At 46.3% G+C, this 20,808-nt stretch carries 19 protein-coding genes; 12 read left to right on the top strand and 7 right to left on the bottom strand.

Features of this window, described 5'->3' with window-relative positions:
• Positions 1-24: 24 nt before the first annotated feature.
• Genes FE296_RS05380 through FE296_RS05420 form a run of 9 tightly spaced genes read left to right on the top strand, consistent with a single transcriptional unit; the run spans position 25 to position 9,065 of the window.
• The gene (locus FE296_RS05380) at positions 25-876 is read left to right on the top strand and encodes a 3-hydroxyacyl-CoA dehydrogenase family protein (protein ID WP_150364432.1); all 852 of its coding nucleotides are present in this window, start codon (positions 25-27) and stop codon (positions 874-876) included.
• Positions 877-895: 19 nt separating this feature from the next.
• On the top strand, positions 896-1,945 hold the full coding sequence (locus tag FE296_RS05385; protein WP_150364433.1) for an HAD-IIIC family phosphatase: 1,050 nt from the start codon (positions 896-898) through the stop codon (positions 1,943-1,945).
• Between the two features lie 15 nt (positions 1,946-1,960).
• A complete protein-coding gene (locus tag FE296_RS05390; protein WP_017687156.1) occupies positions 1,961-2,224 on the top strand; it encodes an acyl carrier protein in 264 nt (87 codons plus the stop codon).
• Complete coding sequence (locus FE296_RS32640; protein ID WP_190945037.1) at positions 2,221-3,105, top strand: hypothetical protein; 885 nt, start codon at positions 2,221-2,223, stop codon at positions 3,103-3,105. The genes FE296_RS05390 and FE296_RS32640 overlap by 4 nt, the downstream gene beginning before the upstream one ends.
• Before the next feature lie 22 nt (positions 3,106-3,127).
• A complete protein-coding gene (locus tag FE296_RS05400; protein ID WP_124115937.1) occupies positions 3,128-3,871 on the top strand; it encodes a thioesterase II family protein in 744 nt (247 codons plus the stop codon).
• 35 nt (positions 3,872-3,906) lie between these two features.
• Positions 3,907-6,240, top strand: coding sequence for an ABC transporter permease (locus FE296_RS05405; protein ID WP_150364434.1), 2,334 nt, complete (start codon positions 3,907-3,909; stop codon positions 6,238-6,240).
• Between the two features lie 12 nt (positions 6,241-6,252).
• Positions 6,253-7,020 carry an ABC transporter ATP-binding protein gene (locus FE296_RS05410; protein WP_047843824.1) on the top strand — a complete coding sequence of 256 codons (768 nt, stop codon included), beginning with the start codon at positions 6,253-6,255 and terminating at the stop codon, positions 7,018-7,020.
• A 60-nt stretch (positions 7,021-7,080) separates the two neighbouring features.
• A complete protein-coding gene (locus FE296_RS05415) occupies positions 7,081-7,716 on the top strand; it encodes a TetR/AcrR family transcriptional regulator (protein WP_124115939.1) in 636 nt (211 codons plus the stop codon).
• Positions 7,717-7,736: 20 nt separating this feature from the next.
• On the top strand, positions 7,737-9,065 hold the full coding sequence (locus FE296_RS05420) for an MFS transporter (RefSeq protein WP_124115940.1): 1,329 nt from the start codon (positions 7,737-7,739) through the stop codon (positions 9,063-9,065).
• Positions 9,066-9,226: 161 nt separating this feature from the next.
• Here FE296_RS05420 and FE296_RS05425 read toward each other — a convergent pair whose 3' ends face one another.
• From FE296_RS05425 to FE296_RS05435, 3 genes are all read right to left on the bottom strand, one after another.
• On the bottom strand, positions 9,227-10,051 hold the full coding sequence (locus FE296_RS05425) for a carbohydrate ABC transporter permease (RefSeq protein WP_133385583.1): 825 nt from the start codon (positions 10,049-10,051) through the stop codon (positions 9,227-9,229).
• Position 10,052: 1 nt separating this feature from the next.
• The gene (locus FE296_RS05430) at positions 10,053-10,925 is read right to left on the bottom strand and encodes a carbohydrate ABC transporter permease (RefSeq protein ID WP_091028318.1); all 873 of its coding nucleotides are present in this window, start codon (positions 10,923-10,925) and stop codon (positions 10,053-10,055) included.
• A 105-nt stretch (positions 10,926-11,030) separates the two neighbouring features.
• The gene (locus FE296_RS05435) at positions 11,031-12,332 is read right to left on the bottom strand and encodes an ABC transporter substrate-binding protein (protein ID WP_124115942.1); all 1,302 of its coding nucleotides are present in this window, start codon (positions 12,330-12,332) and stop codon (positions 11,031-11,033) included.
• 171 nt (positions 12,333-12,503) lie between these two features.
• On the opposite strand from FE296_RS05435, the gene FE296_RS05440 reads away from it, so the two are divergent.
• Complete coding sequence (locus FE296_RS05440) at positions 12,504-14,390, top strand: cache domain-containing sensor histidine kinase (protein WP_223868780.1); 1,887 nt, start codon at positions 12,504-12,506, stop codon at positions 14,388-14,390.
• 3 nt (positions 14,391-14,393) lie between these two features.
• On the top strand, positions 14,394-15,203 hold the full coding sequence (locus FE296_RS05445; RefSeq protein ID WP_150364436.1) for a response regulator transcription factor: 810 nt from the start codon (positions 14,394-14,396) through the stop codon (positions 15,201-15,203).
• 1 nt (position 15,204) lies between these two features.
• Here the strand turns inward: FE296_RS05445 and FE296_RS05450 are convergent, their stop codons facing one another.
• The 4 genes from FE296_RS05450 to nirB all read right to left on the bottom strand — a co-directional run bounded on the left by FE296_RS05450 (position 15,205) and on the right by nirB (position 19,690).
• Positions 15,205-15,834, bottom strand: a complete 630-nt coding sequence (locus FE296_RS05450; RefSeq protein ID WP_124115945.1) for a YfbR-like 5'-deoxynucleotidase — start codon at positions 15,832-15,834, stop codon at positions 15,205-15,207.
• Between the two features lie 209 nt (positions 15,835-16,043).
• Positions 16,044-16,826 (bottom strand): formate/nitrite transporter family protein, encoded by a 783-nt coding sequence (locus FE296_RS05455; RefSeq protein WP_124115946.1) that lies wholly within the window; start codon positions 16,824-16,826, stop codon positions 16,044-16,046.
• A gap of 49 nt (positions 16,827-16,875) precedes the next feature.
• Positions 16,876-17,202 carry a nitrite reductase small subunit NirD gene (gene nirD, locus FE296_RS05460; RefSeq protein ID WP_150364437.1) on the bottom strand — a complete coding sequence of 109 codons (327 nt, stop codon included), beginning with the start codon at positions 17,200-17,202 and terminating at the stop codon, positions 16,876-16,878.
• A gap of 58 nt (positions 17,203-17,260) precedes the next feature.
• Complete coding sequence (nirB, locus tag FE296_RS05465) at positions 17,261-19,690, bottom strand: nitrite reductase large subunit NirB (RefSeq protein WP_150364438.1); 2,430 nt, start codon at positions 19,688-19,690, stop codon at positions 17,261-17,263.
• Between the two features lie 275 nt (positions 19,691-19,965).
• Between nirB and FE296_RS05470 the strand changes: the two genes are divergently transcribed.
• Positions 19,966-20,673: a metal-dependent hydrolase gene (locus tag FE296_RS05470; RefSeq protein ID WP_150364439.1), complete on the top strand. Its 708-nt coding sequence runs from the start codon at positions 19,966-19,968 to the stop codon at positions 20,671-20,673.
• The last annotated feature ends 135 nt before the right edge of the window (positions 20,674-20,808 follow it).

The raw sequence follows: 20,808 nt of genomic DNA on the forward strand, positions 1-20,808 counted from the left end.
AGCTCAATAAGGAGGTGATTAGGTATGCATAATCGACTCATTGCAATCATTGGCGCAGGTGTGATGGGATGTGCCACAGCACTGGATGTCGCGAGGGCTGGCTATCGTGTGATTTTGCAGGATATTTCGACGTCGGTCATCGAACACGCTCCTGATGTTATACGTCGTGAATATCGTTCAGCTTGCTTCCTGAAGCAAGGGTATGGTCAGGTGCCCCTGGATCAGATCATGGAACGAATTTTGTTCCAGACACAAGATGAAGGTGTGGAAGAGGCAAGTATCATTATTGAAAATGTAACTGAGAATCTGGAGTTGAAAAAGGAAGTTTACGCACGACTATACCACACTGCTCGTCCGGATGCTTTATTTGCGCTAAATACAAGCTGTATTTCCGTGACAAAGCTCGCTTCATTTTTGCCTGACCCAGGTCGAGTCATTGGGGTGCATCTGATGAATCCGGTTCCCGTTAAATCCATGGTGGAGGTGATCAAAGGACATCATACAACGCAGGGTACGGAACATGAGATGGTAGCGTTTTTGAAAACTCTTGATAAAAGTCCAGTTGTCATAGAGGATCTGCCCGGGTTTGTCTCTAATCGCCTCTCGCACTTGTTAATGAATGAAGCGGCGTACATTGTACAGGATGGAATCGCTACACCTGAGCAGGTGGACGCCATTATGAAGAAGGGTTTCAATTATCAGATGGGGCCGCTGGAGACGGCGGATCTGATTGGTCTGGATACGGTCGTGCATTCATTGAAAGTATTGTACGACAGCTATCAGGACCCCAAATTTCGATGCTGTCCGATGTTGCAGAAAATGGTTGATGCAGGACAGTGGGGGCGTAAGACGGGTCAAGGATTCTATGCCTACTAAGATGAAGGGTGGCATGACCATGGAAAAGCTCAAGGATATCAAATGCATCGTTTGGGATCTGGACCACACCATATGGGATGGAGTTTTGCTTGAATCCGCAGATGTGCAACTGAAGCCGGGCTTAAAGGAGGTGATTGAAAAACTGGACCAGCGAGGTATTTTGCACTCTGTTGCCAGTAAAAATGATGCAGAACTAGCTTGGGCGAAACTAAACGAATTGGGCATTGCTGAATATTTTCTGTATCCCGAAATCCATTGGGATGCGAAGTCCGTCTCTGTTCAGCGGATTCAGCAGAACATTAATATCGGTATGGATGCCATTCTGTTTGTGGATGATCAACCTTTTGAACTGGAAGAAGTGCAAACTGTACATGCTGACATCCAGGTACTTCATGCGGATCAATATGAAGCCATGCTTGATGACCCAAGGCTGATGCCTCGATTCATTACAGCCGACTCTGCGTGCAGAAGGCAGATGTATCAGGCGGATACGCTCCGTAAACAGGCTGAGGAACAGTATGAAGGACCTTCAGAACAATTTCTGGCTACGCTCGGCATGAAATTTTCCATCTACGAGGCTACTGAGGATGATCTTCAACGTGCAGAGGAACTTACTGTCCGTACCAATCAGCTAAATGCAACGGGAATTACCTACAGTTACGAGGAGCTGCATCAACTGATGACCTCGCAGGACCATATGTTATTGGTGTGTGAACTCGAAGACAAATACGGAACGTATGGCAAAATTGGGCTTGCACTTATTCACATGCAGCAGAAAGTATGGCGGCTAAACATGCTTCTGATGTCTTGCAGAGTGATGTCCAGGGGAGCAGGGAGTGTACTGCTAACGTATATCATGCGTGAAGCTCAGAAACAGGGCAAACAGATGCTTGCGGACTTCAGGGACACCGGAAGGAACCGGATGATGAATATCAGCTATCGCTTTGCCGGTTTCAAGCAGCAATCTGCAGATCAGGAAGGAAGAGTACTGTTTTATCATGATTTGCAGCAGGCTGTAGAGTTTCCAGAGTACATTGAGGTTTTAGTGCCCGAGGGGCAACATCGATAACAAGGGGGAAGGGCAGTGGATTATCGTCAGGAAATTCGGGAGTTTATCGGGAACAACCTCACCATGGATCATGAGGACACTCAAATTAATGATAATGACAATTATTTTGAGCAGCGGTTCGTCAATTCGCTCTTTGCTATGCGTTTGGTGGACTTTGTAGAGCGTAGATTCCAGATTGAGATCGCAAATGAAGATCTGGATTTGGCTAATTTCTGCACGATTAACCGTTTGCATGATCTTATTGAGAGAAAGTTGACTGAGAAGGAGGCGGCACTATGATTACAGCTAATCAGGCATCCATTCGTCCAGTCACAAGTCCGGCAACCAGCCCATCCAACAAATATATGTATTTGTTTTTGGGAATTTCCTTTGGCACATGTTATGGAATCGCAAGTTTGTTCATGTTCTTTGCGGATTTTATTGTACCCATAACAGGTGAGTTAACCTTGATGCATCCACTTGCGATCGTTGCTCTGTATTCACCTTCCATTGCCGGATTAATTACATGTTATGTGATGGGCGGCACGGAAGCATTAAAAGGAATGTTTATGAAGCTGGTTCCGCGCAGACAGGATCTGTTCTGGATACCGCTCATTATTGGAATTTCCATCATCTTTGCCTCAACAATGCACTTTGGTTCCTTGTTATTCGGCATACCGGTCCCTGAGTTGACATATAGTGTACCTGAAATGATCTGGTTGGGGATTGTGAATCTGATCAAGGAGACGGGGCTGATTGGTGGGCTGTTTGGCTGGATCGGATTTTTGCTTCCATTTTTGCAAGGGAAGTTAAAAAGTAATATAACAAGTGGTCTGCTTACCGGCCTGTTGTTCGGATTATGGGTGCTTCCGGGGTACTTGATTTCCTCTTTTGGCACCTCAACCACTTACATATACTACGTTGTTCAGCTTATGGCATTTATCGTGTTCCAAAGTTATATCTTCAATGCAACCAAAGGTACACTTCTGTTTTATCTGCTTGCATTCTGGCTTGTAGCTACAGGAAGTCAAATTGATTTGTACTACTTTAATCCGCAAGTTCAGATTATGCAATTCTTCTTTTTCGTAATATCGGCTATTGTCATCCATGTCATCTTCAAGCGTAAAAATGTGGATACTTCACTTCAGACATTCCCTGCATATGTCCTGGAAAGAAAGTAAGCCTGATTATGGTGGTGGATAAATGATGGAACCGATCTATTTGGAGCAGCTACAAAAGGGGGAGGGAAACAGACAGATAGTCTGTTTTCCTTATCTCGGTGGGAACTCTAACAGTTTTCAGCCCCTAGTGCCGTACCTTCCTGACACGGAAATTTGGGCGTTTACGCCCCCGGGTCATGGTCTGAACACCGAAACACCTCTGGAGCATATGCAGCAACTCGTAGAACTGTATACCAGCAAGCTGCTGGATGTTATACAGCCCGGCAGTCTGTTATTTGGACATAGTCTGGGAGGGATTACAGCCTACTTTGTTGCGCAGCGCTTATGTCAGGAACGTCCAGATGTAGCCAAAACGCTACGGCTTGTGTTATCTGCCTGCAACACGCCTGACGAATGCGGGATGCAGAATTATGATCGGATGTCAGACGGAAATCTGATTGATCATCTGTTTTCCTATGAAGCTCTTCCACAAGAACTGATACATGAAAAAGAATTGTTGAATTATTTTCTGCCCGTCATCCGGGCGGATTTCAGGATGCTGGAATCTGCAGCAACGCTTGAATATGAGCCGCTCTCATTGCCGGTGTTGTATCTGTGGGGAGAACGGGATCGTACCGTTACCCTTCAATCAGCGTTGAGATGGGGCCGATATTTTGACACATCCATGAAGCTTCAAACCATCAAAGAGGGTACTCACATGTTCATGATGCATCAACCTTCAACGGTGGCGCATTGTCTGACAAGCTTTATGACTCCAGATAAATAGGAACAACTTGTAGATGAGAGGAGCCATGTTCGTTTATGCTGCTACGAATGCTGAGAAACGATATAACGAGAAAAAAAGGGATTACGGCTGCGTTATTTATTTTTGTACTGCTCGCCGCCTTGCTGGTATCTTCGGGGTCACGAATGATTATGGAACTGACGAGTTCCATCCAATATCTATTTTCTGAGTCCAAAACACCACACTTTGTGCAAATGCATGCCGGAGAACTCGATCAGGCCAAAGTGAATACATGGGCTGAAGAAAATGCCATGGTCCAGCAGCATCAGATTGTGGAAATGGTCAACATTGACGGCTCTAATCTGTTTCTCGGAGCAGAGTCCGAAAAGAACAGCGTTATGGACATTGACTTTGTTACACAGAATCAGGGTTTCGACTATTTGTTGAATTTGGACAGTGAGATTATTCAGGTGAACGATGGCGAGATCGCGGTTCCGGTATATTACATGCAGCAAAAAAAATTGAGCGTGGGCGACCAGGTTCGGATCGATAATGGTCAATTTGAGCGTTCTTACACCATCGTTGATTTTGTCCGTGATGCTCAGATGAATCCATCAGTTGTGCACTCCAAACGTTTTATTGTGAGTGCAGGAAATTTGCAGGAACTGAAGCAGAGCATCGGAGAGATGGAGTATCTCATCGAATTCCGGTTGACGGATCCCGGACTGACGAGTGAATTTACCCAAGCCTACCAAAATGCCGGACTTCCAAACGCGGGTCCAGTCGTAACCTATGGGCTGTTCCAGGTATTGAATGCCATGACCGACGGAGTTATTGCAGCCGTTATTATTTTGGTCAGTCTTGTGCTGATTCTGATCGCGATGCTTTGCATCCGATTCACGATGCTTGCGACCATCGAAGAGGATTATCGTGAGATTAGTGTTATGAAAGCGATAGGGATCGCAGAGAAGGATATTAAGAGGCTGTATCTGATGAAGTATGTATTTATGGCCGGATTCGCCTCCGTGCTTGGTTACATTGCATCACTTGGCGTTAACAGATTATTTGTTTCCAACATCATGTTGTATATGGGAAAAGCACCTGCAACCCTGTTGCATTTCGCGATTCCGTTATTAGCCGCAGGGATCATATTTGCCATGGTTGTTCTGTTCTGTCGAACGGTACTGCGACGTTTTCGTTCCATCTCCGCAGTGGATGCTCTCCGTACCGGGAGCCTGGGAGATACACAGATCATTCGAAACCGACTTAGTTTGTCCCGCAATCGCTGGTCTTCTGTACCTGTCTTTCTTGGTCTGAAGGAAGTCATACAGCGAATCAAGATGTTCCGATTATTGTTGTTCGTCTTTGTAGTCAGTTCATTTATCATGATTGTGCCGGTCAACTTCCTGAACACTTTGCAGGCGCCAAGTTTTATTTCTTATATGGGTGTTGGACAGAGTGATATTCGCATTGACTTGAGGCACACAGACGATGTGGAGCAGCGTTATGACAATCTGGTTGCCCAGATCCAAAATGATAAAGACATCAAAACGTATTCCCCATTGGTAACAAGCCAGTTCAAGATTAAAAATGCGGAAGGAAGTTACGACAATCTGAGTGTAGAAACTGGGGATTTCAGTATTTTCCCATTGTCTTATGTTAGCGGTAATGCGCCAACAACCGAGAATGAAATTGCGTTATCTGATGCAAACAGTAGCGAGCTGCGCCTGAAGACTGGTGAGCAACTTACCTTGCTCGTTAATGGCAAGGACCAGATGATGACGGTCAGCGGAATATACCAGGACGTTACGAATGGTGGGAAAACGGCGAAAGCCTTATTGCCTTACAACAAGGATAGTGTGCTGTGGTATGTGGTCAGTTTGGATCTGAATAATCGCGGGGACATGGCTACCAAAATTGCTGAATATGAGGCTGCTTTCTCGCCAGCCAAAGTAACCGATCTTCAAGGTTATCTGGATCAGACGTTAGGCGGAACCATCCAACAATTGAAATTGGTGACGATGCTGGCCTTGGTCATCGGTGTTTTCATATCTATTTTAATTACAGCACTGTTCCTTCAGATGTTAGTAGCCAAGGACAACAACGACATTGCTGTACTAAGAAGTCTCGGGTTTGCCTTGTCTAAAATCAAGTTCAAGTATGTCGTGATGTCCCTTGTCATATTAATCTTAGGGGTTGTTACTGGAACGATATTGTCCAATACGTTGGGTCCGTTGCTGGTTAGTGCCATTATGTCGACGTTTGGTGCTTCCAATATTGTTTTTGTTGTTAACCCGTTACAGGCATATATTTTGTGTCCATTGTTACTTGCAGGCACGATTGTACTAACGGCATGGATTAGCATCCAATCGATCAAGGAAACGAGCATATCCAAAATGATTGTCGAATAGGGAGGATCAACGATGACAACTATACTTGAGGCTAAAGACGTGAATAAATCCGTAGCGATCGGCGAGAATGAAGAACATAACATCTTGAAAGATATCAACCTTCAATTAAAAAAGGGAGAATTTGTTTCCATCATGGGGCCATCTGGCTCAGGCAAGTCTACCTTACTGTACAACATAAGTGGTATGGATCAGATTAGTGCTGGAAGTGTCTATTTTAATGGCAAAAAAATATCGGCATTTGAGGAGAGGGATCTGGCAAGTCTACGTTTGACCAAGATGGGGTTCATCTTTCAAAATATTCATCTGCTCAAGAATCTGAATCTATTAGACAATATCGTACTTTCCGCGTATCTGGCCAAGAATAGCAGCAGAGAAACGATTAATACACGGGCAATGTCATTAATGAAAAAAATGGGGATTGATGAGCTTGCTGGGCATAACATCACCCAAGCCTCAGGCGGACAGCTTCAACGGATTGCCATCTGCCGTGCGCTGATCAATAATCCAGATATTTTATTCGGCGATGAACCAACGGGGGCGCTGAATTCCAAATCAACGTATGAGATCATGGATATTCTGGGCGATATTAATGCAACGGGTACAACCATTCTGCTGGTGACCCATGATGTGAAAGTCGCTGCCAGATCGGAACGTGTACTGTTTATGATGGACGGTAAGCTGGTTGCAGACAGGAATATTGGAAAATATGCAAGAGAGCGTCAGGATCTAAAAACAAGGGAAAGCCATTTGGCGCAATGGTTGACTGAAATGGGGTTCTAAAAAAAGAACTCCATGACTACAATAGACCGACAGTCGGTCGAACGTATCGGAGGCCAGGATATGAGATTGATAAAAAATCCGGAAGAACGAAGGAACGAGATTTTGGATGCCGCCGAGATTCTGTTCATAACAAAGGGGTACACCAAAGCTACGGTCATGGATATCCTTCAGGCGTGCAACATTGCAAAGGGTACATTTTATTATTATTTTCAGTCCAAGGAAGAGGTCATGAACGCCATCGTTATGCGTTTTATTCTGAGCGGGGAGGCATCAGCCAGACACGTGGTGTCCGACCCCAAACTGAACGCCCATGACAAAATTTTTCGCATCATGATGGCGCAGAATCAGCCTGACGGCAGAAAACATGATCTCATCGAGCAATTGCACAGTGTTCATAATGTGGAGATGCACCAAAAGAGTCTTGTAGAGACGGTAATTCGATTAAGTCCCATTTTGGCCGAGGTGGTAGAGCAGGGCATTCAGGAGGGGGTATTTCATACACCTAACCCAAAGGAATCCATCGAATTCCTGCTCGTATCGTCACAATTTTTGCTGGATCGAGGCATCTTTCAATGGGAGGAGGAAGAACTCCAAAAAAAGGTTGAAGCATTCACGCATATTATGGAACGTGTGCTGGGAGCAGAAAAAGGAAGCTTCGCCTACGTCACTCGTCTTTATTTTCCGAATCAAGGTTAGCCGAGAAAGGAGTTTCATCCATGGAACATACCGTTCAAAAATCATTTAGAAAGTTTCTGGTAGTATGGTTCGGTCAGCTCATCTCCATGATTGGGATTGGACTTACAGCCTTCTCTCTGGGGGTGTATGCCTTCGAAAAAACGAATACAGCAACAAGTGTTGCATTGATTACCTTATTCACGTTTTTGCCGAATATCCTACTTCGACCTATTGGAGGTGTACTGGCCGACCGATTCGACCGTCGAACGATGATGATTATCGGCGACCTGGGGTCGGCAGCCGGTTTGATTTTCATTCTGTCGATTATGCTCACAGGTGATATCCAATTATGGCATATCTATGTGGGAGTGGCCTTTAGTTCGGTGTTTTCCGCGTTGCAGAGCCCGGCATACAAGGCCTCTGCTACGGACCTGCTGGATAAGGATCAATTCTCGAAAGGAAGCGGTCTTGTACAACTGGCTGAATCCTCGAAGTTTCTGTTTTCACCCATCATTGCGGGCATTCTGCTTAGTATAACAACCATTGAAGTCATTCTGGTCATTAATATTCTGACATTCCTGGTTGCCATTCTGGCTGTGCTGGTTATTCGGAAGAGCATGAAGGTGGAGCGAGAGGATCGAGAAGGCAAAAACTGGATCACCGATATTCAAGAGGGCTGGAGAGAAGTTGTAACCAACAAGGGAGTACTGTTGCTGGTGGTGATTATTTCACTTGTCACCTTTTATCTGGGATTCCTGGAGACACTCATTGGTCCGATGCTTCTGTCATTCACGGATGCAAAGACACTTGGAACGTTTCAGTCTGTAAGTGCCATCGGCATGCTCATTAGCAGCTTGTGCATCGGCATATTTACAATAACAAAGAGATACGCAAGTGTGCTTGTGATGGGTCTGATTTTGTGCGGTTTGTCCTTTTCGCTTCTGGGGATATCCACCAACATTTATTTTATTATCTTCGCAGGTTTTCTGTTCCTGTCATCGCTGCCGTTTGTCAACATGAGCGCAGATGTGCTGGTGCGAAACAATATCGCCAACGAAAAGCAGGGCAGGGTATGGGGAATCATTGGTATTCTGTCACAACTCGGGTTTATTATTGCATACAGTTTGGCTGGATTTCTGGCCGACCATGTGTTTAACCCGCTGTTGATGGAGGGGGGAGCACTGGCTTCTTCTGTTGGTCAAATTATTGGAACTGGGCCAGGCAGAGGTATTGCCTTTCTGTTTATCATCGCGGGTCTGTTTGTTATTCTGATCGCAATAATCACATCCCGTTTGAAAATGATCAAATCTCTGGAGCAGAGCCCAGATATAACAGCTCCATCCGATGTTGGAGGGTTGGCGCACGATTAATTCGAATCCAACAGCGTAAGCCCTTGCCCGCAGCAGCGTGTGATACTTCTTGTGTACGAAGAAGTGATTCACACGATGAGCAGACAAGGGCTTTTTGTGCTGAGGAGTCAGCAGATGTACTTATGAAAGATGCGTTTGTGTATTTGGATTGTCGGTGGAGCTTACCCTTTAACCGCCCCTGAAGTTAGTCCTCCTACAATATACTTTTGCCCAATGAGGAACACAATCAACACAGGCAATGACGTGAGCACGATATCGGCACTGACCAGATTCCACTGGGCACTGAATTGTCCAAAGAAGTTATATACAGCCAGCGTCATCGGCCACATCTCCACTGTATTCAGCATATAGAGTGGGGCAGTAAACTCATTCCAGACACTCAGGAAATTAAGAACAAATACCGTTACCAGCACCGAGGTTAACAAAGGTACAATGATTCTCAGGAACAGCTTGATCCCATTACATCCGTCCATGATCGCGGCTTCATCCAGCTCCTTCGGGATGTTAGACACAAACGCATACGTAATGAACAGTGAGATCGGAATCCCCATGGCCGTGTAGAGCAGAATCATGCCGACATGTGAATTGATCATACCCATGGACTTCATGACTTCCATCAGTGGAATGTAGTTGAGCGGCAGTGTGATACCGAGAATCAGGAAGAAGTACAGAAACTTGCTGAGCTTCGAATGGTTACGAGATAAAGTGAAGGCAGAGAAGGCCACAACAAACACCAATAGCAGAGAAGAAGCCCCGGAATGCAGCAGACTGTTGAAAAAGGAACCGCCCAAATGTCCCTGTTCATAGACAATTTTGTAATTTTCGAAGATAAACTTCTCGGGGAGCGTCAGCTTCAGCACTTTGGCCTCGGCGTCCGACTTGAATGAATTCAGTACAATGACGACAAAAGGAATCAGGACCACCAGGCTGAGCAGCCAGGCGAGTGCATTTAACCCGATCGAAGCCAATCTTTTTCTCAATCGCATGTCAGTATTCCACCTTTCGGTTCATCAAACGAATGATGAAAAAGGAGATGATCGCCATGATGACAAACAGAATGGTAGATAGCGCACTCCCTAGCCCCCAGTACCCTTTGGCAAAAGAGGAATAGACCGCCGTGTTAATCACATCTGTTGCGTTACCGGGGCCACCGTTGGTTAGCACGTATACGGCATCGAATACTCTCAGCCCATACGTAATATTGAGCACCGTGGCAATGGTAATCGTAGGCATCAGCATCGGAATCGTGATCCGGAACAGCTTTTGCCCAAACCCGGCGCCGTCAATGGACGCTGCCTCGTAATAATCCCGGGGGATGGCGAGCAGTCCGGCGATGAACAGCACCATGATGTACCCCATGCCTTTCCACGTGTCCACTGCCATGATGGATGGCATGGCCCAGGTTAGGGAGCCCAGCCAGTTTTGGGCGAGAACATCCAGTCCTAATGAACGCAGGGTTACGTTAACGAACCCGTTGTTGGGGTCAAGCAGACTTTTGAACACAAGCCCAACAATCAGGAACGACAGCACCTGCGGGGAGAAAATGATCATCCGGTGCAGATTGGCGGCCTTTACACCGCTAACTAGGAGTAGAGCCAGAAATAAGCCCAGAACGGTCTTGGCGATGGATGTCACGAGGGTGAACAGGACTGTGTTTTTGATAAAAAGAAGATAAGTCGGATCACCCGCCAATATGGTACGGAAATGCTCCAGACCGATAAAGTTCTTCTCCGAACTATAACTGTTCCAGTCGGTGAAGGAATAATAGATGCCCAGCAGGGCGGGAGCAACGATGAACAGCAGATATAATACAATCGCTCCAGATGAGAAATACCAGGGATAGATTTTGTTCGCATTCATAACCGGTAACACCTTTCCTTCCTGCCAAAACAAAATACATGAGCGGGCAAATGCCCGCTGCATGTAACGCTGTTCAGCATTTATGTTTATCTACAATATGCGCTATTACTGCCACTTCTCATCTTTCAGCACTTTGGCTTGTTCAGCACGGCGTTTATCAATGTTTTGCAGAATTTGATCCGGTGTCATGGCTCCAGCGAACATGCCCGACAAGTCTTTACCAATATCCATCCATTGTGGATCAATATATTTCACAGCGGCCTGCATGACCGTACCTTTTTCATGTTTTTTCTCATAATCAATATAGTCCTGTGTCAGCTTTGGTTCGATTTCCGGCCAGCAGATCGTCAGATTACCTTCACCTTCGTCGAACACACGTTGCAGATGATCATGCTCAGTAATCCAGCGGAAGAATTTCAGCACTTCTTCGGGATGTTTACTGTTTTTGTTACCAAACATGGCAGCTGAACCGCCGGGATTCACACCAATCGTCTGATTATCTCCCCACGGCATGACGAAGAACCCCATATTGTCTTTCATTGCCGGATACGCTTCGGAGACTTCCTTTTCCGTCCCTGGAACCCGCAGCAACATCGCTGCTTTCTCCTGACCAAACGCCTCAATTCCCGCTTCTACCGTATTGGACAAGAAGTCTTTGCCGAAATAACCGAGATCCGCAAATTCTTTCAACTGTTCAATGACCGTCTTGAGTTGCGTCATATCTGCGACTTTCATCTCATTATTGTTCAGCTTCTCGTACGTTCCCGCTGTTGTTTGCTCATAGTTAGGCCCTGTTTCGAACAAAGGCAGAACCTGATACCATCCGCTGGCAGGTGCTTGATAGAACGGAATAATGTCTTTATCCTTAATTTTCTGGCTGATTGCCTTGAATTCGGCATAGGATGTAGGAGGCTCTATGCCGAGCTCTTGGAAGATACGTTTGTTATAGTACACATACCAGATTTTCGTTGGCGCAAAAGAAACCCCGTACACCTTGTCATTGTGACTGACGGTTGGCAAAATCTCTTCAGACATCCGACCTGTAAATTCCTCATTGGTCAGGTCAATGGCATTTTCCTCCGGTCTTACGTTAGCCGGCATGCTCAGTGGGTCCACATCGACATTGAAAATGTCAGGTGCTTCGCCAGAGGCCAGCTTCACCTTGATCAGGTCACGCCACTGTGCGTCAGGGACGACTTGGAAGTCAATTTTGACACCGGTTTCCTGCTCATATTCCTTGGCCATCGTCTGCATGATGCCTGTACGCGGAATACCGGATTGGCTTGTTCCAAACGTGAGTGTCACCTTACCCGAACCTTCCGTACTTTTACCTGAGTTGCACCCGGCAAGCAGCAGGGTGGAGAGCAGGAGCACACTTGCAAGCGAAAATAGAAATCGTTTTCTCATCATTGAACCTCCCGGAATATAAAGAAAATTGTCACTTGCCGAAACGCTTAATGTAAGCGTATTCTTATGTGGATAACTTTACTGTGAACAGCGAATACGCTCAATAGACAAAAGCGTTCTGTTGGGTGGACATTTTCGAATGGTGTGACAGATATCATCATAGGACGAGGTGTGAGGGGATTGCGGTATCGATTTGGAACGCTTCAGCAAAGTCTGTTTGCCTATTACTCTGCGGTATTTATTATCTTTTCGCTGATTGTGGCGGGGCTTCTGTATGTTTTTCTCGCAAGTGACATTCGTCAGCGAAGTGAAGAACAGCAGAGACAACTGGGGGTATCAATCGTCAGTAATCTGGATCAGGAAGTGGTGAAAATGAACAACTTCTCCATGAATATCGTGTACTCCAATCTGGTCAAAGAACACTTCAGTCACTACTTGGCACCAGCGGAGGATAGCGAGCAGACAATGACGAGTGATCCGGCATTGTATAAGGATACAACCACACTAATTGATGTCATTCTCGCGATCATCAGCAGCTCCAATACAGCCAAGCAGGCCAATATCTATGACGTGAACGGCAAGATGTTGGGAGCGGGTGCATTCAACGGTCAACTGTCGGTAGACCTGACTCAGCGACCGTGGTACAAGGAAACCTGGGAGCGGAGTGGCTGGCGAGTGATCCAATTGTTAGAGGGCGGAGCCTTGCCCATGCCGACCGGCGAGGGAAAATCAGATCAACCTTATATTTCGCTTACCCGTGTATACAAAGATGGCAACTATGTCAGCCAGGGCGTCGTTGAGATTTTGCAGGATGCCGGAACCCTGTTCCAGCATTTGAATGAATTGCAGGCGAATAACAACGATCTCCGGATCTATGTAGTGGATGAACAAAATACACGGTTGTATCCACTTTCTTCGGATGCCGGTGCTTCTCAAGCAGGCCATTTCGATGATGTGGACTTGATTCAAAATCTTTCATTTCCGCCTGATACGATGCAGGAGATCACCGATCCTTTGAATCATTCCAGACAAATGATGACGTACATGACATCACAGGAGACGGGATGGACCGTTGTTGTCATGCAGTCCAAACAGTCCCTTTTCGCGAGTCTCAACCGGATGGCTGTGATGTTTATCGGTGCCACGTTAGCTACTCTCGTGCTGATTCTGGTTCTCTCGTATCTGATCTCCAAACGGGTTACTTTGCCGCTACATCGTTTGCAGCGTATTATTCAGAAAACGGGTGAGAATGATCTGGTATCGGGTCAGGATTCGGGTCAGTTGTTCAAGCTGGAGCATCCCGGTTCTATTCGGGAGATGGATGAGCTGAATGATACGTTTATCCGGCTGAATCAACAGCTTGTGCAATCGTTTCAGGACAGGCTGGCGATGAAATCTCAGGAGACAGAAGCGAGATTACTGGCACTCCAATCCCAGATGAACCCGCATTTTCTCTATAACAACATCACAAATATTAGCATCATGGCGGAAGAAGGCATGAATGAGCAGATTGTCGCGTTCTGCACCAATATTGCGTCTATGCTGCGTTATATTTCTACTCCGGGAAAGAATGGGGTTCCCCTGTCCCAAGAACTGGATTATTGTGAGCGATATCTGGAGTGTATGAAGATTAGGTTCGAGGATGATCTGCACTATGAGTTTCATATTCCAGAAGAGATGCAGCATATCCAGGCTCCGATGCTGATGGTACAACCACTACTCGAAAATGCCATGAAATATGGACTGGGTGATACCCCTCCATGGAGACTGAATATTACTGGAGATATGGATGAGGTACAGCAGTCCTGGCAGATCCATGTGGAAGACAACGGGCCTGGCATGGAACCCGAAGCACTTGCCAAGATCATGCATTACATCGAACAATCACAGGAGTGGGACCGTATGCCTGACCTTGAAATTAACGGCATGGGACTCAAGAATATATGGGTCCGATTGAAATTATGGTATGGCTCGGCAGCCCACATGCAGATTACGAATAAGCCTTCCGGCGGTGTCCAGATTACCATAGGTGGATCCATTCGAAAGGAGCATGATTGAACCATGACAATCAAATACAGAACGATTATTGTGGAAGATGAAGCCCTGATTCGCAGGAATGTCTCGCGCAAATTCAGAGAGCTAGACACCCGGTTTGAGGTGATTGGTGAAGCGCGGAACGGTCAGGAAGCGTTACAGCTCATTGAACATTCCGTACCTGATCTGGTTATAACGGATATACAGATGCCGGTGATGAATGGATTGGAACTCGCCAAACATCTGTACTTTGCTTATCCCCATGTGAAAATTGTCATTTTGAGTGGATATCATGAGTTTGAATATGCCCGGAAGGCGATCAGTTATAAGGTGGAGGATTATCTGCTCAAACCACTATCGGAAGAACAGCTTCGCACACTGCTGGATGCGATGGAATTGAAGCTTGGGAGTGCTGTGGATTCGCTTGCCCATGTCAGTGCCGTGCTGGACGAGCAGGTGAAGCTGGAGGATATTGCAGAGGCCGTTAAGTTGTATTTGAAGCAGAATTATATGCATGAGATTACACTCCAGGACATGGCGGGACAGATGCATTTTAGTGTGGACTATCTTGGGAAGTGCTTCAAGAAGGTGACGGGGGAGACTCCGCTGAAATATATGACAGGTTTGCGGATTAATGAAGCAAAGCGTATGCTCGTCACGCACGAGAATATGGATATCAAGACCATTGGTGGAGCGGTAGGGTATAGTGATTCCCACTATTTCAGCCGGATTTTCAAAAACAAAACAGGCCTATATCCAAGCGAGTATCGCCAACAGTCACTGGAACGAAAAAAAGCCCTGTCCATGGATAATGGGAATCCAGATGGCTTGAGCTGATTTATTGTAGTAAAGCTTCTTCGGTTATTTTGCGAATATCGAACGGGGATCGAATACCTTCTTCGATGATATCAGGCAGGATGTGATTGAGGAAATAGCGGACACAGTGGAGATCGATGTTTTTGATCTTGACGAGTGCGTAACGGTACATGACGATAAATTCTTTCTCCGTATTACCCCGTTGCAGTTCGGCAAAGGCTTCGTACACTTGATCCATCTTGTCTGCGACTTCCAGAATCAGTCCTTCGACAGATTGATCTTTGCCTTCTCGGAGCTGTCTGCGGAAAATTTCTTTGAACTCTTCCGGGATATTTTCGTTAATAAAATGTTCAACCATACCTTCTTCCACTTGCTGCAGCATGGAACGAAGTTCGAGTGAAGAATGCTTGACTGGCGTTTTGATATCACCGATGAAGATTTCGCCATAATCATGGCTGCTGGTGATCTCGTATAGCTTCTTCCAATCTATGTTCACGCCTTGCTGCTCTTCAATATCGGCCAAGGTTTTGGCGTACTGAACTACTTTCCAGGAATGGGCGGATACACAATGTTCTTCGAACTTGAATTTGCCAGGGGTTCGAATAATGCGTTCAAGATCATTCAATGATCGGAAGTACGTATGAATTCCCATAGTAGAGATCATCCTTTGTAATTTTGAGTAGTCGCCTACACTGACTATACTCTAGTTATATTAACCTGGGATTAACGATGTATACATTGAATGTAAAACGAAGCCAAAAAGCCACCATGTATGACTGAACGTGAGTTCGGCATCCATCGTGGCTTTAGTTGTGTAAATGTTCTGTTATCTATCGTACGGAAATGCAGTTGGATAAAGAGTTACGCTTTTTTGCGTACTGATGAAGTATACCAGTAAGCCATTCCGACAAAGAGGGCACCGCCGATGATATTACCAAGCGTCACCGGGATCATGTTATGAAACCAGCCTGCCAGAGTAATGGTATCCGGGTGGTTTGGCAACAGCCAGGACAAGGACAGTAAAGTCATATTGGCAACACTGTGCTCATACCCACTTGCAATAAAGGCGTACAGACACCACCAGATGAGAGCGATTTTGGCGATATCCTCTTTTGTGCGAGCAGCCATCCAGATCGCCAGACAGACGAGCCAGTTACAGAGAATGCCGCGGAAGAACAACTCCGATACGGGAGCGGCCATCTTTTTGGCAGAAGCGACGAATAACAGATGTTCGGGCGCTGCCGTTTTGAACAGGCCGCTGCCTACAATAAGCAGGCTGAGCAGGATCGCACCTAACAAGTTGCCGAGGAAGACGAGTCCCCAGTTTTTCAGTGTATCTTTAACTGTGGTCCGGCCTGCCAGTGTACTCATGGTAAAGAACATATTGTTACCTGTGAACAGTTCCGATCCGGCAAAGATCACCAGTGTGAGCGCGAGTCCGAAGGACATGCCCATCAACATGGTTTGCAGTGGTGACTGTGCCGCAAGGAGCGGAGCACCAATACTGAAGATCAGAACGATGCCAAGCCCTACATAGGCACCAGCCATCAAGGCAGCAACCATATAACGTGGCAGGCTTGCGTTCATTTGATCCCGTTTTTTTACCGCAGCTTCAATAATTCCCTCAACACTTGGTGTATACATCACGGTTTCCCCCATTATTTTGCATCAATCTTTGAACGTTTCAATGGAGCTATATTTCGATCCAGACCTGGCCGTTCTCTACCTTCACCGGATACATCTGTACTTGACCATTGTCTGGTGCTTGCACAAGACCGGTAGTCAGGTCAATTTTCCAATCATACAGCGGATCGTACAGATAATGCCCGGACACGATGCCTTCAGCCAGCGGTCCACCCTTAGGGTGGGGATTGTGATTATCCGCAGCGAAGATGGTGCCATCCGATGCACGAAAGATAGCAAGCTGATGGTCCTTAATCTCAACTACTCTTCCGATTCGTGGCAGGAATTCTTCAACTACTCCGGCAGGGAAGTAGGTGCCTGATTGTTTTGTCGTCATCTAAAACCACTCCTTATCTATATTTAACATTCCGGCAGTATTAATCTTGCGAGCTTACTTATGGACGAGCCGATACTTCGATGCCGTGGAACATTTTGCTTTGGCCTTCCTCATTGCGAATCGCTTTTTGCCAAGGTTCTTCCACATGCTCAAGTGCGAATTCAATCCGTTGCATCAACGCTTTGCGTTCCTCAAGGTTATCCACGACAACCGAACGAATATGCTCCAGACCCATACGTTCCACCCACTCGGAAGTCCGCTCCAGATAGTTACCTGTCTCGCGGTAATATTGCATGATGGCTCCGCACAGTTCAATCAACTCTTCATCTGTTTTCACTTTGCACAGGGAATCAGCAAGTCTTGCTTTAATACCGCCGTTACCACCGATAAAGATTTCCCAGCCGCCGTCGTTACCAACGATACCGATATCTTTTGTACATGCCTCTGCACAGTTCCGTGGACAGCCATTGACAGCGTATTTGAACTTGGCAGGCAGATCCAGACGTTCGAATTTCCGTTCAATGCGAGCACCCATAGCCATGGAATCCTGTGTACCGAATCGGCAGAATTGGGAGCCGACACATGTTTTGACCGTGCGCAGCGATTTGGCGTATGCATAACCTGAAGGCATATCCAGTTCAGCCCAGACTTTAGTCAGGTCTTCTTTTTTGACACCAATCAAGTCAAGACGCTGACCGCCGGTAACTTTGACTGCTTTCACATCATATTTGACTGAAACGTCAGCGATGCGTTTGAGGTCCGCTGGTGTAGTCACCCCGCCGTACATCCGAGGTACAACCGTATACGTTCCATCCTTTTGAATATTCGCGTTCATACGTTCGTTAACAAAACGGGATTCTTTCTCATCTTCGTGTGTGTCTGGTGCAATCATGCCAAGGTAGTAGTTGATCGCCGGACGACATTTGGAACAACCTTCAGGTTGACTCCAACCCAGTACATTCATGACCTCTTTGGTCGTTTGTAATCCTTTTGCACGAATCTCAGCTACAATCTCATCCCGTCCCATGGAAGTACATCCGCATATTCCCTGTTTGGCTCCACTGCTGAAGCTGTCTCCCAGTACATATTGCAGAATCTGTTCCACAACCGGTTTACATCCACCGCAAGAGCGTGTTGCACCGGTACAGGCTTTGATTTCATCTACAGTGGTAAGGCCCTGGTTTGTAATTACATCAACAATGGTTCCTTTGGTTACCCCGTTACATCCACAGACGATCTCGTCCTCGGGCATCGTTTCAACAGAAGTTGCTTTCTTATGACCGCCGCAGCCTGTACCCATGAGTGAACCGTACAATTCCTCGGTCATTTCGGTCTGTTGTTTGATCAGTTTCTGCAATTCGGCAGAATCCGTAATGTCACCGAAGAGAACAGCGCCGACCATTTTATTATCACGAAGCAGAATTTTTTTGTAAGTCCGTTTCCAGTCATCTTTGTGCGAAATGACGGTGTGCTCTGGACTGTCGATGAATTCACCAGTTGAAAAGACGTCTACACCCGAAATTTTCAATTTCGTAGATACTACAGAACCTTCATATGGAGCGGTCTCTACACCGCAGATATGTTTCGCGAGAATCATGCCTTGTTCGAACAATGGGGCAACGAGGCCGTAACATACCCCGCGGTGCTCTGTACATTCCCCGACCGAATACACATTCTCAAGTGAAGTCTGCATATAGTCATTCACGACAATACCCCGGTTCACTTCCATACCGCTTTCGCGTGCTACAGTCGTATTGGGTTTAATTCCTACAGCCATGACCACAAAATCAACATTCAGAACTGTATCATCTGCAAAACGTATCCCTTCAACGCGTTCGCCGCCCAGCAGTTCGGAAGTCTGCGCACCCATCTTGAACCGGATACCCTGACGTTCGAGTTCTGCCTTCAACATGGCTGAAGCTTGTGGATCAAGCTGACGCTCCATCAGATCTTCCATCAGATGCACTACGGTAACTTCCATGCCAAGTTGTACCAACCCTTTGGCAGCTTCAAGGCCTAGCAGTCCGCCCCCGATAACGGCCGCTCGTTTATACTGCTTAGCAGCTTCCAGCATGACATTGCAATCGGCGATATCGCGGAAACCGACAACACCCTCTTTGTCATGTCCCGGAACGGGGAGAATGAAGGAGTTGGAGCCTGTTGCAATGATAATTTTGTCATAAGGAACGCGAGTTCCATCTTCAGTCACAACTTCGTGTGTCTCGGCATCGATTCGTGTAACCGTTGTGCCTGTGTGCAGCGTAATGCCGTAATCTTCATACCAGTGAAGGTCGTTCAGTACGATGTCATCCAGTGTTTTGCTTCCTTCCAGTACATAAGACAACATAATGCGGTTGTAGTTAGGGTAGGGCTCTGTGCCAAAAACGGTAATATCAAATCGCGTAGTTAATTTCAAAATTTGCTCAACGGTACTGATTCCTGCCATACCGTTACCAATGATAATGAGGTTCTCTTTTTTTCCGTTCATGTGTGTATGCCTCCTTGAATAGACGCTGTACATTACTCAAAATTTTAGTGGTTTATATTTGAAATTATACAAGGTGTTGACGACATTTTATGTGATTTAATTCACTAATAAAGATAAAAGAGTCATAAATATAATAATGTGAGCCCCATCACAGAAAGTTATATTTATTTTCATACAAATAAGAAATGCGAACTATTGTTCTTGTTTTGTTTTCGTTGTAAAATCGGAACTGGGCCGTATTGTTCCCGATTTCTTCGAAAGGACGTTTTTGCATCATGATGGGAAGATCCCACCTTATTATCGGGACAGGTGTGTCGCTTTCTGTTCTGCAGTTGGCCGGTATACCAGTGACAGCGCCGGCAGTTACGGTTGCACTGATTGGTTCGTTATTGCCTGACATTGATGAGCCAAATTCGCTGCTGGTATCCAGAGCCTTGCCTAACAGTCTGATCAGGTTGTTACAGACGATTCTGTTGCCCACAGCTGTATTTGTGTACTTCTATGTTCATGCCAAACCATGGAACCTGTTGCTTGCGATCCTCATTGCGCTTGTGTCATTCCTGCCTTCACGTTCGCTTCGCAAAGTGCTGATGTTTGCGATTGGACTCGGACTGGTCTTTTATGGTCATGCGTTTGCACCGTGGAACTTGATTGCAGGCAGTTTGTTAATGCTCTGCACCACACTGACTCATAGGGGACTGACACATACCCTGTACGGAACCGCAATATGGGCGGGCTTGTTGTATAGCACGACCCAGCAGCAGGGACCGGAGATTTGGGTAGCGGGAGGAACTGCATATGCGATGCATCTGTTGGCCGATTCACTCACCAATCGAGGTATTCGTCCGTTACCACCGCTCAAGTGGCGCATACGGGTGAATCTGATGAGTACAGGGACCAAGCGTGGGGCCGTTGTAGAGAATGTCTGCATTATGCTTACACTTATTTTGGCCTGGATTGCATTCTCACCGCTATTTCTATAGCCATCCAAAAACGCCAGCCCGCATATTGTGGGCTGGCGTTTACAGATATGCATTTCATAATGAATGGATCGTAATAACCTAGCCAATTCAGGATTGAGAAGGAGAATCAGTCAGGTCGTCAATATCGGAAGAACC

The sequence above is a fragment of the Paenibacillus sp. UASWS1643 genome (genome assembly GCF_008693195.1).
Lineage (GTDB): Bacteria > Bacillota > Bacilli > Paenibacillales > Paenibacillaceae > Paenibacillus > Paenibacillus amylolyticus_B.

Excerpts from the sequence above, each read along its gene's own strand:
- nirD (WP_150364437.1), bottom strand. The coding sequence starts at position 17,202 with ATGACGACAAAACAATCAGGCACCTACTTCCCTGCCGGAGTAGTTGAA.
- FE296_RS05400 (WP_124115937.1), top strand. The coding sequence starts at position 3,128 with ATGATGGAACCGATCTATTTGGAGCAGCTACAAAAGGGGGAGGGAAAC.
- FE296_RS05435 (WP_124115942.1), bottom strand. The coding sequence starts at position 12,332 with ATGAGAAAACGATTTCTATTTTCGCTTGCAAGTGTGCTCCTGCTCTCC.
- FE296_RS05430 (WP_091028318.1), bottom strand. The coding sequence starts at position 10,925 with ATGAATGCGAACAAAATCTATCCCTGGTATTTCTCATCTGGAGCGATT.
- FE296_RS05405 (WP_150364434.1), top strand. The coding sequence starts at position 3,907 with ATGCTGCTACGAATGCTGAGAAACGATATAACGAGAAAAAAAGGGATT.
- FE296_RS05415 (WP_124115939.1), top strand. The coding sequence starts at position 7,081 with ATGAGATTGATAAAAAATCCGGAAGAACGAAGGAACGAGATTTTGGAT.
- FE296_RS05380 (WP_150364432.1), top strand. The coding sequence starts at position 25 with ATGCATAATCGACTCATTGCAATCATTGGCGCAGGTGTGATGGGATGT.
- FE296_RS32640 (WP_190945037.1), top strand. The coding sequence starts at position 2,221 with ATGATTACAGCTAATCAGGCATCCATTCGTCCAGTCACAAGTCCGGCA.
- FE296_RS05425 (WP_133385583.1), bottom strand. The coding sequence starts at position 10,051 with ATGCGATTGAGAAAAAGATTGGCTTCGATCGGGTTAAATGCACTCGCC.
- FE296_RS05410 (WP_047843824.1), top strand. The coding sequence starts at position 6,253 with ATGACAACTATACTTGAGGCTAAAGACGTGAATAAATCCGTAGCGATC.
- FE296_RS05385 (WP_150364433.1), top strand. The coding sequence starts at position 896 with ATGGAAAAGCTCAAGGATATCAAATGCATCGTTTGGGATCTGGACCAC.
- FE296_RS05445 (WP_150364436.1), top strand. The coding sequence starts at position 14,394 with ATGACAATCAAATACAGAACGATTATTGTGGAAGATGAAGCCCTGATT.
- FE296_RS05470 (WP_150364439.1), top strand. The coding sequence starts at position 19,966 with ATGATGGGAAGATCCCACCTTATTATCGGGACAGGTGTGTCGCTTTCT.
- FE296_RS05455 (WP_124115946.1), bottom strand. The coding sequence starts at position 16,826 with ATGTATACACCAAGTGTTGAGGGAATTATTGAAGCTGCGGTAAAAAAA.
- FE296_RS05420 (WP_124115940.1), top strand. The coding sequence starts at position 7,737 with ATGGAACATACCGTTCAAAAATCATTTAGAAAGTTTCTGGTAGTATGG.
- nirB (WP_150364438.1), bottom strand. The coding sequence starts at position 19,690 with ATGAACGGAAAAAAAGAGAACCTCATTATCATTGGTAACGGTATGGCA.
- FE296_RS05450 (WP_124115945.1), bottom strand. The coding sequence starts at position 15,834 with ATGGGAATTCATACGTACTTCCGATCATTGAATGATCTTGAACGCATT.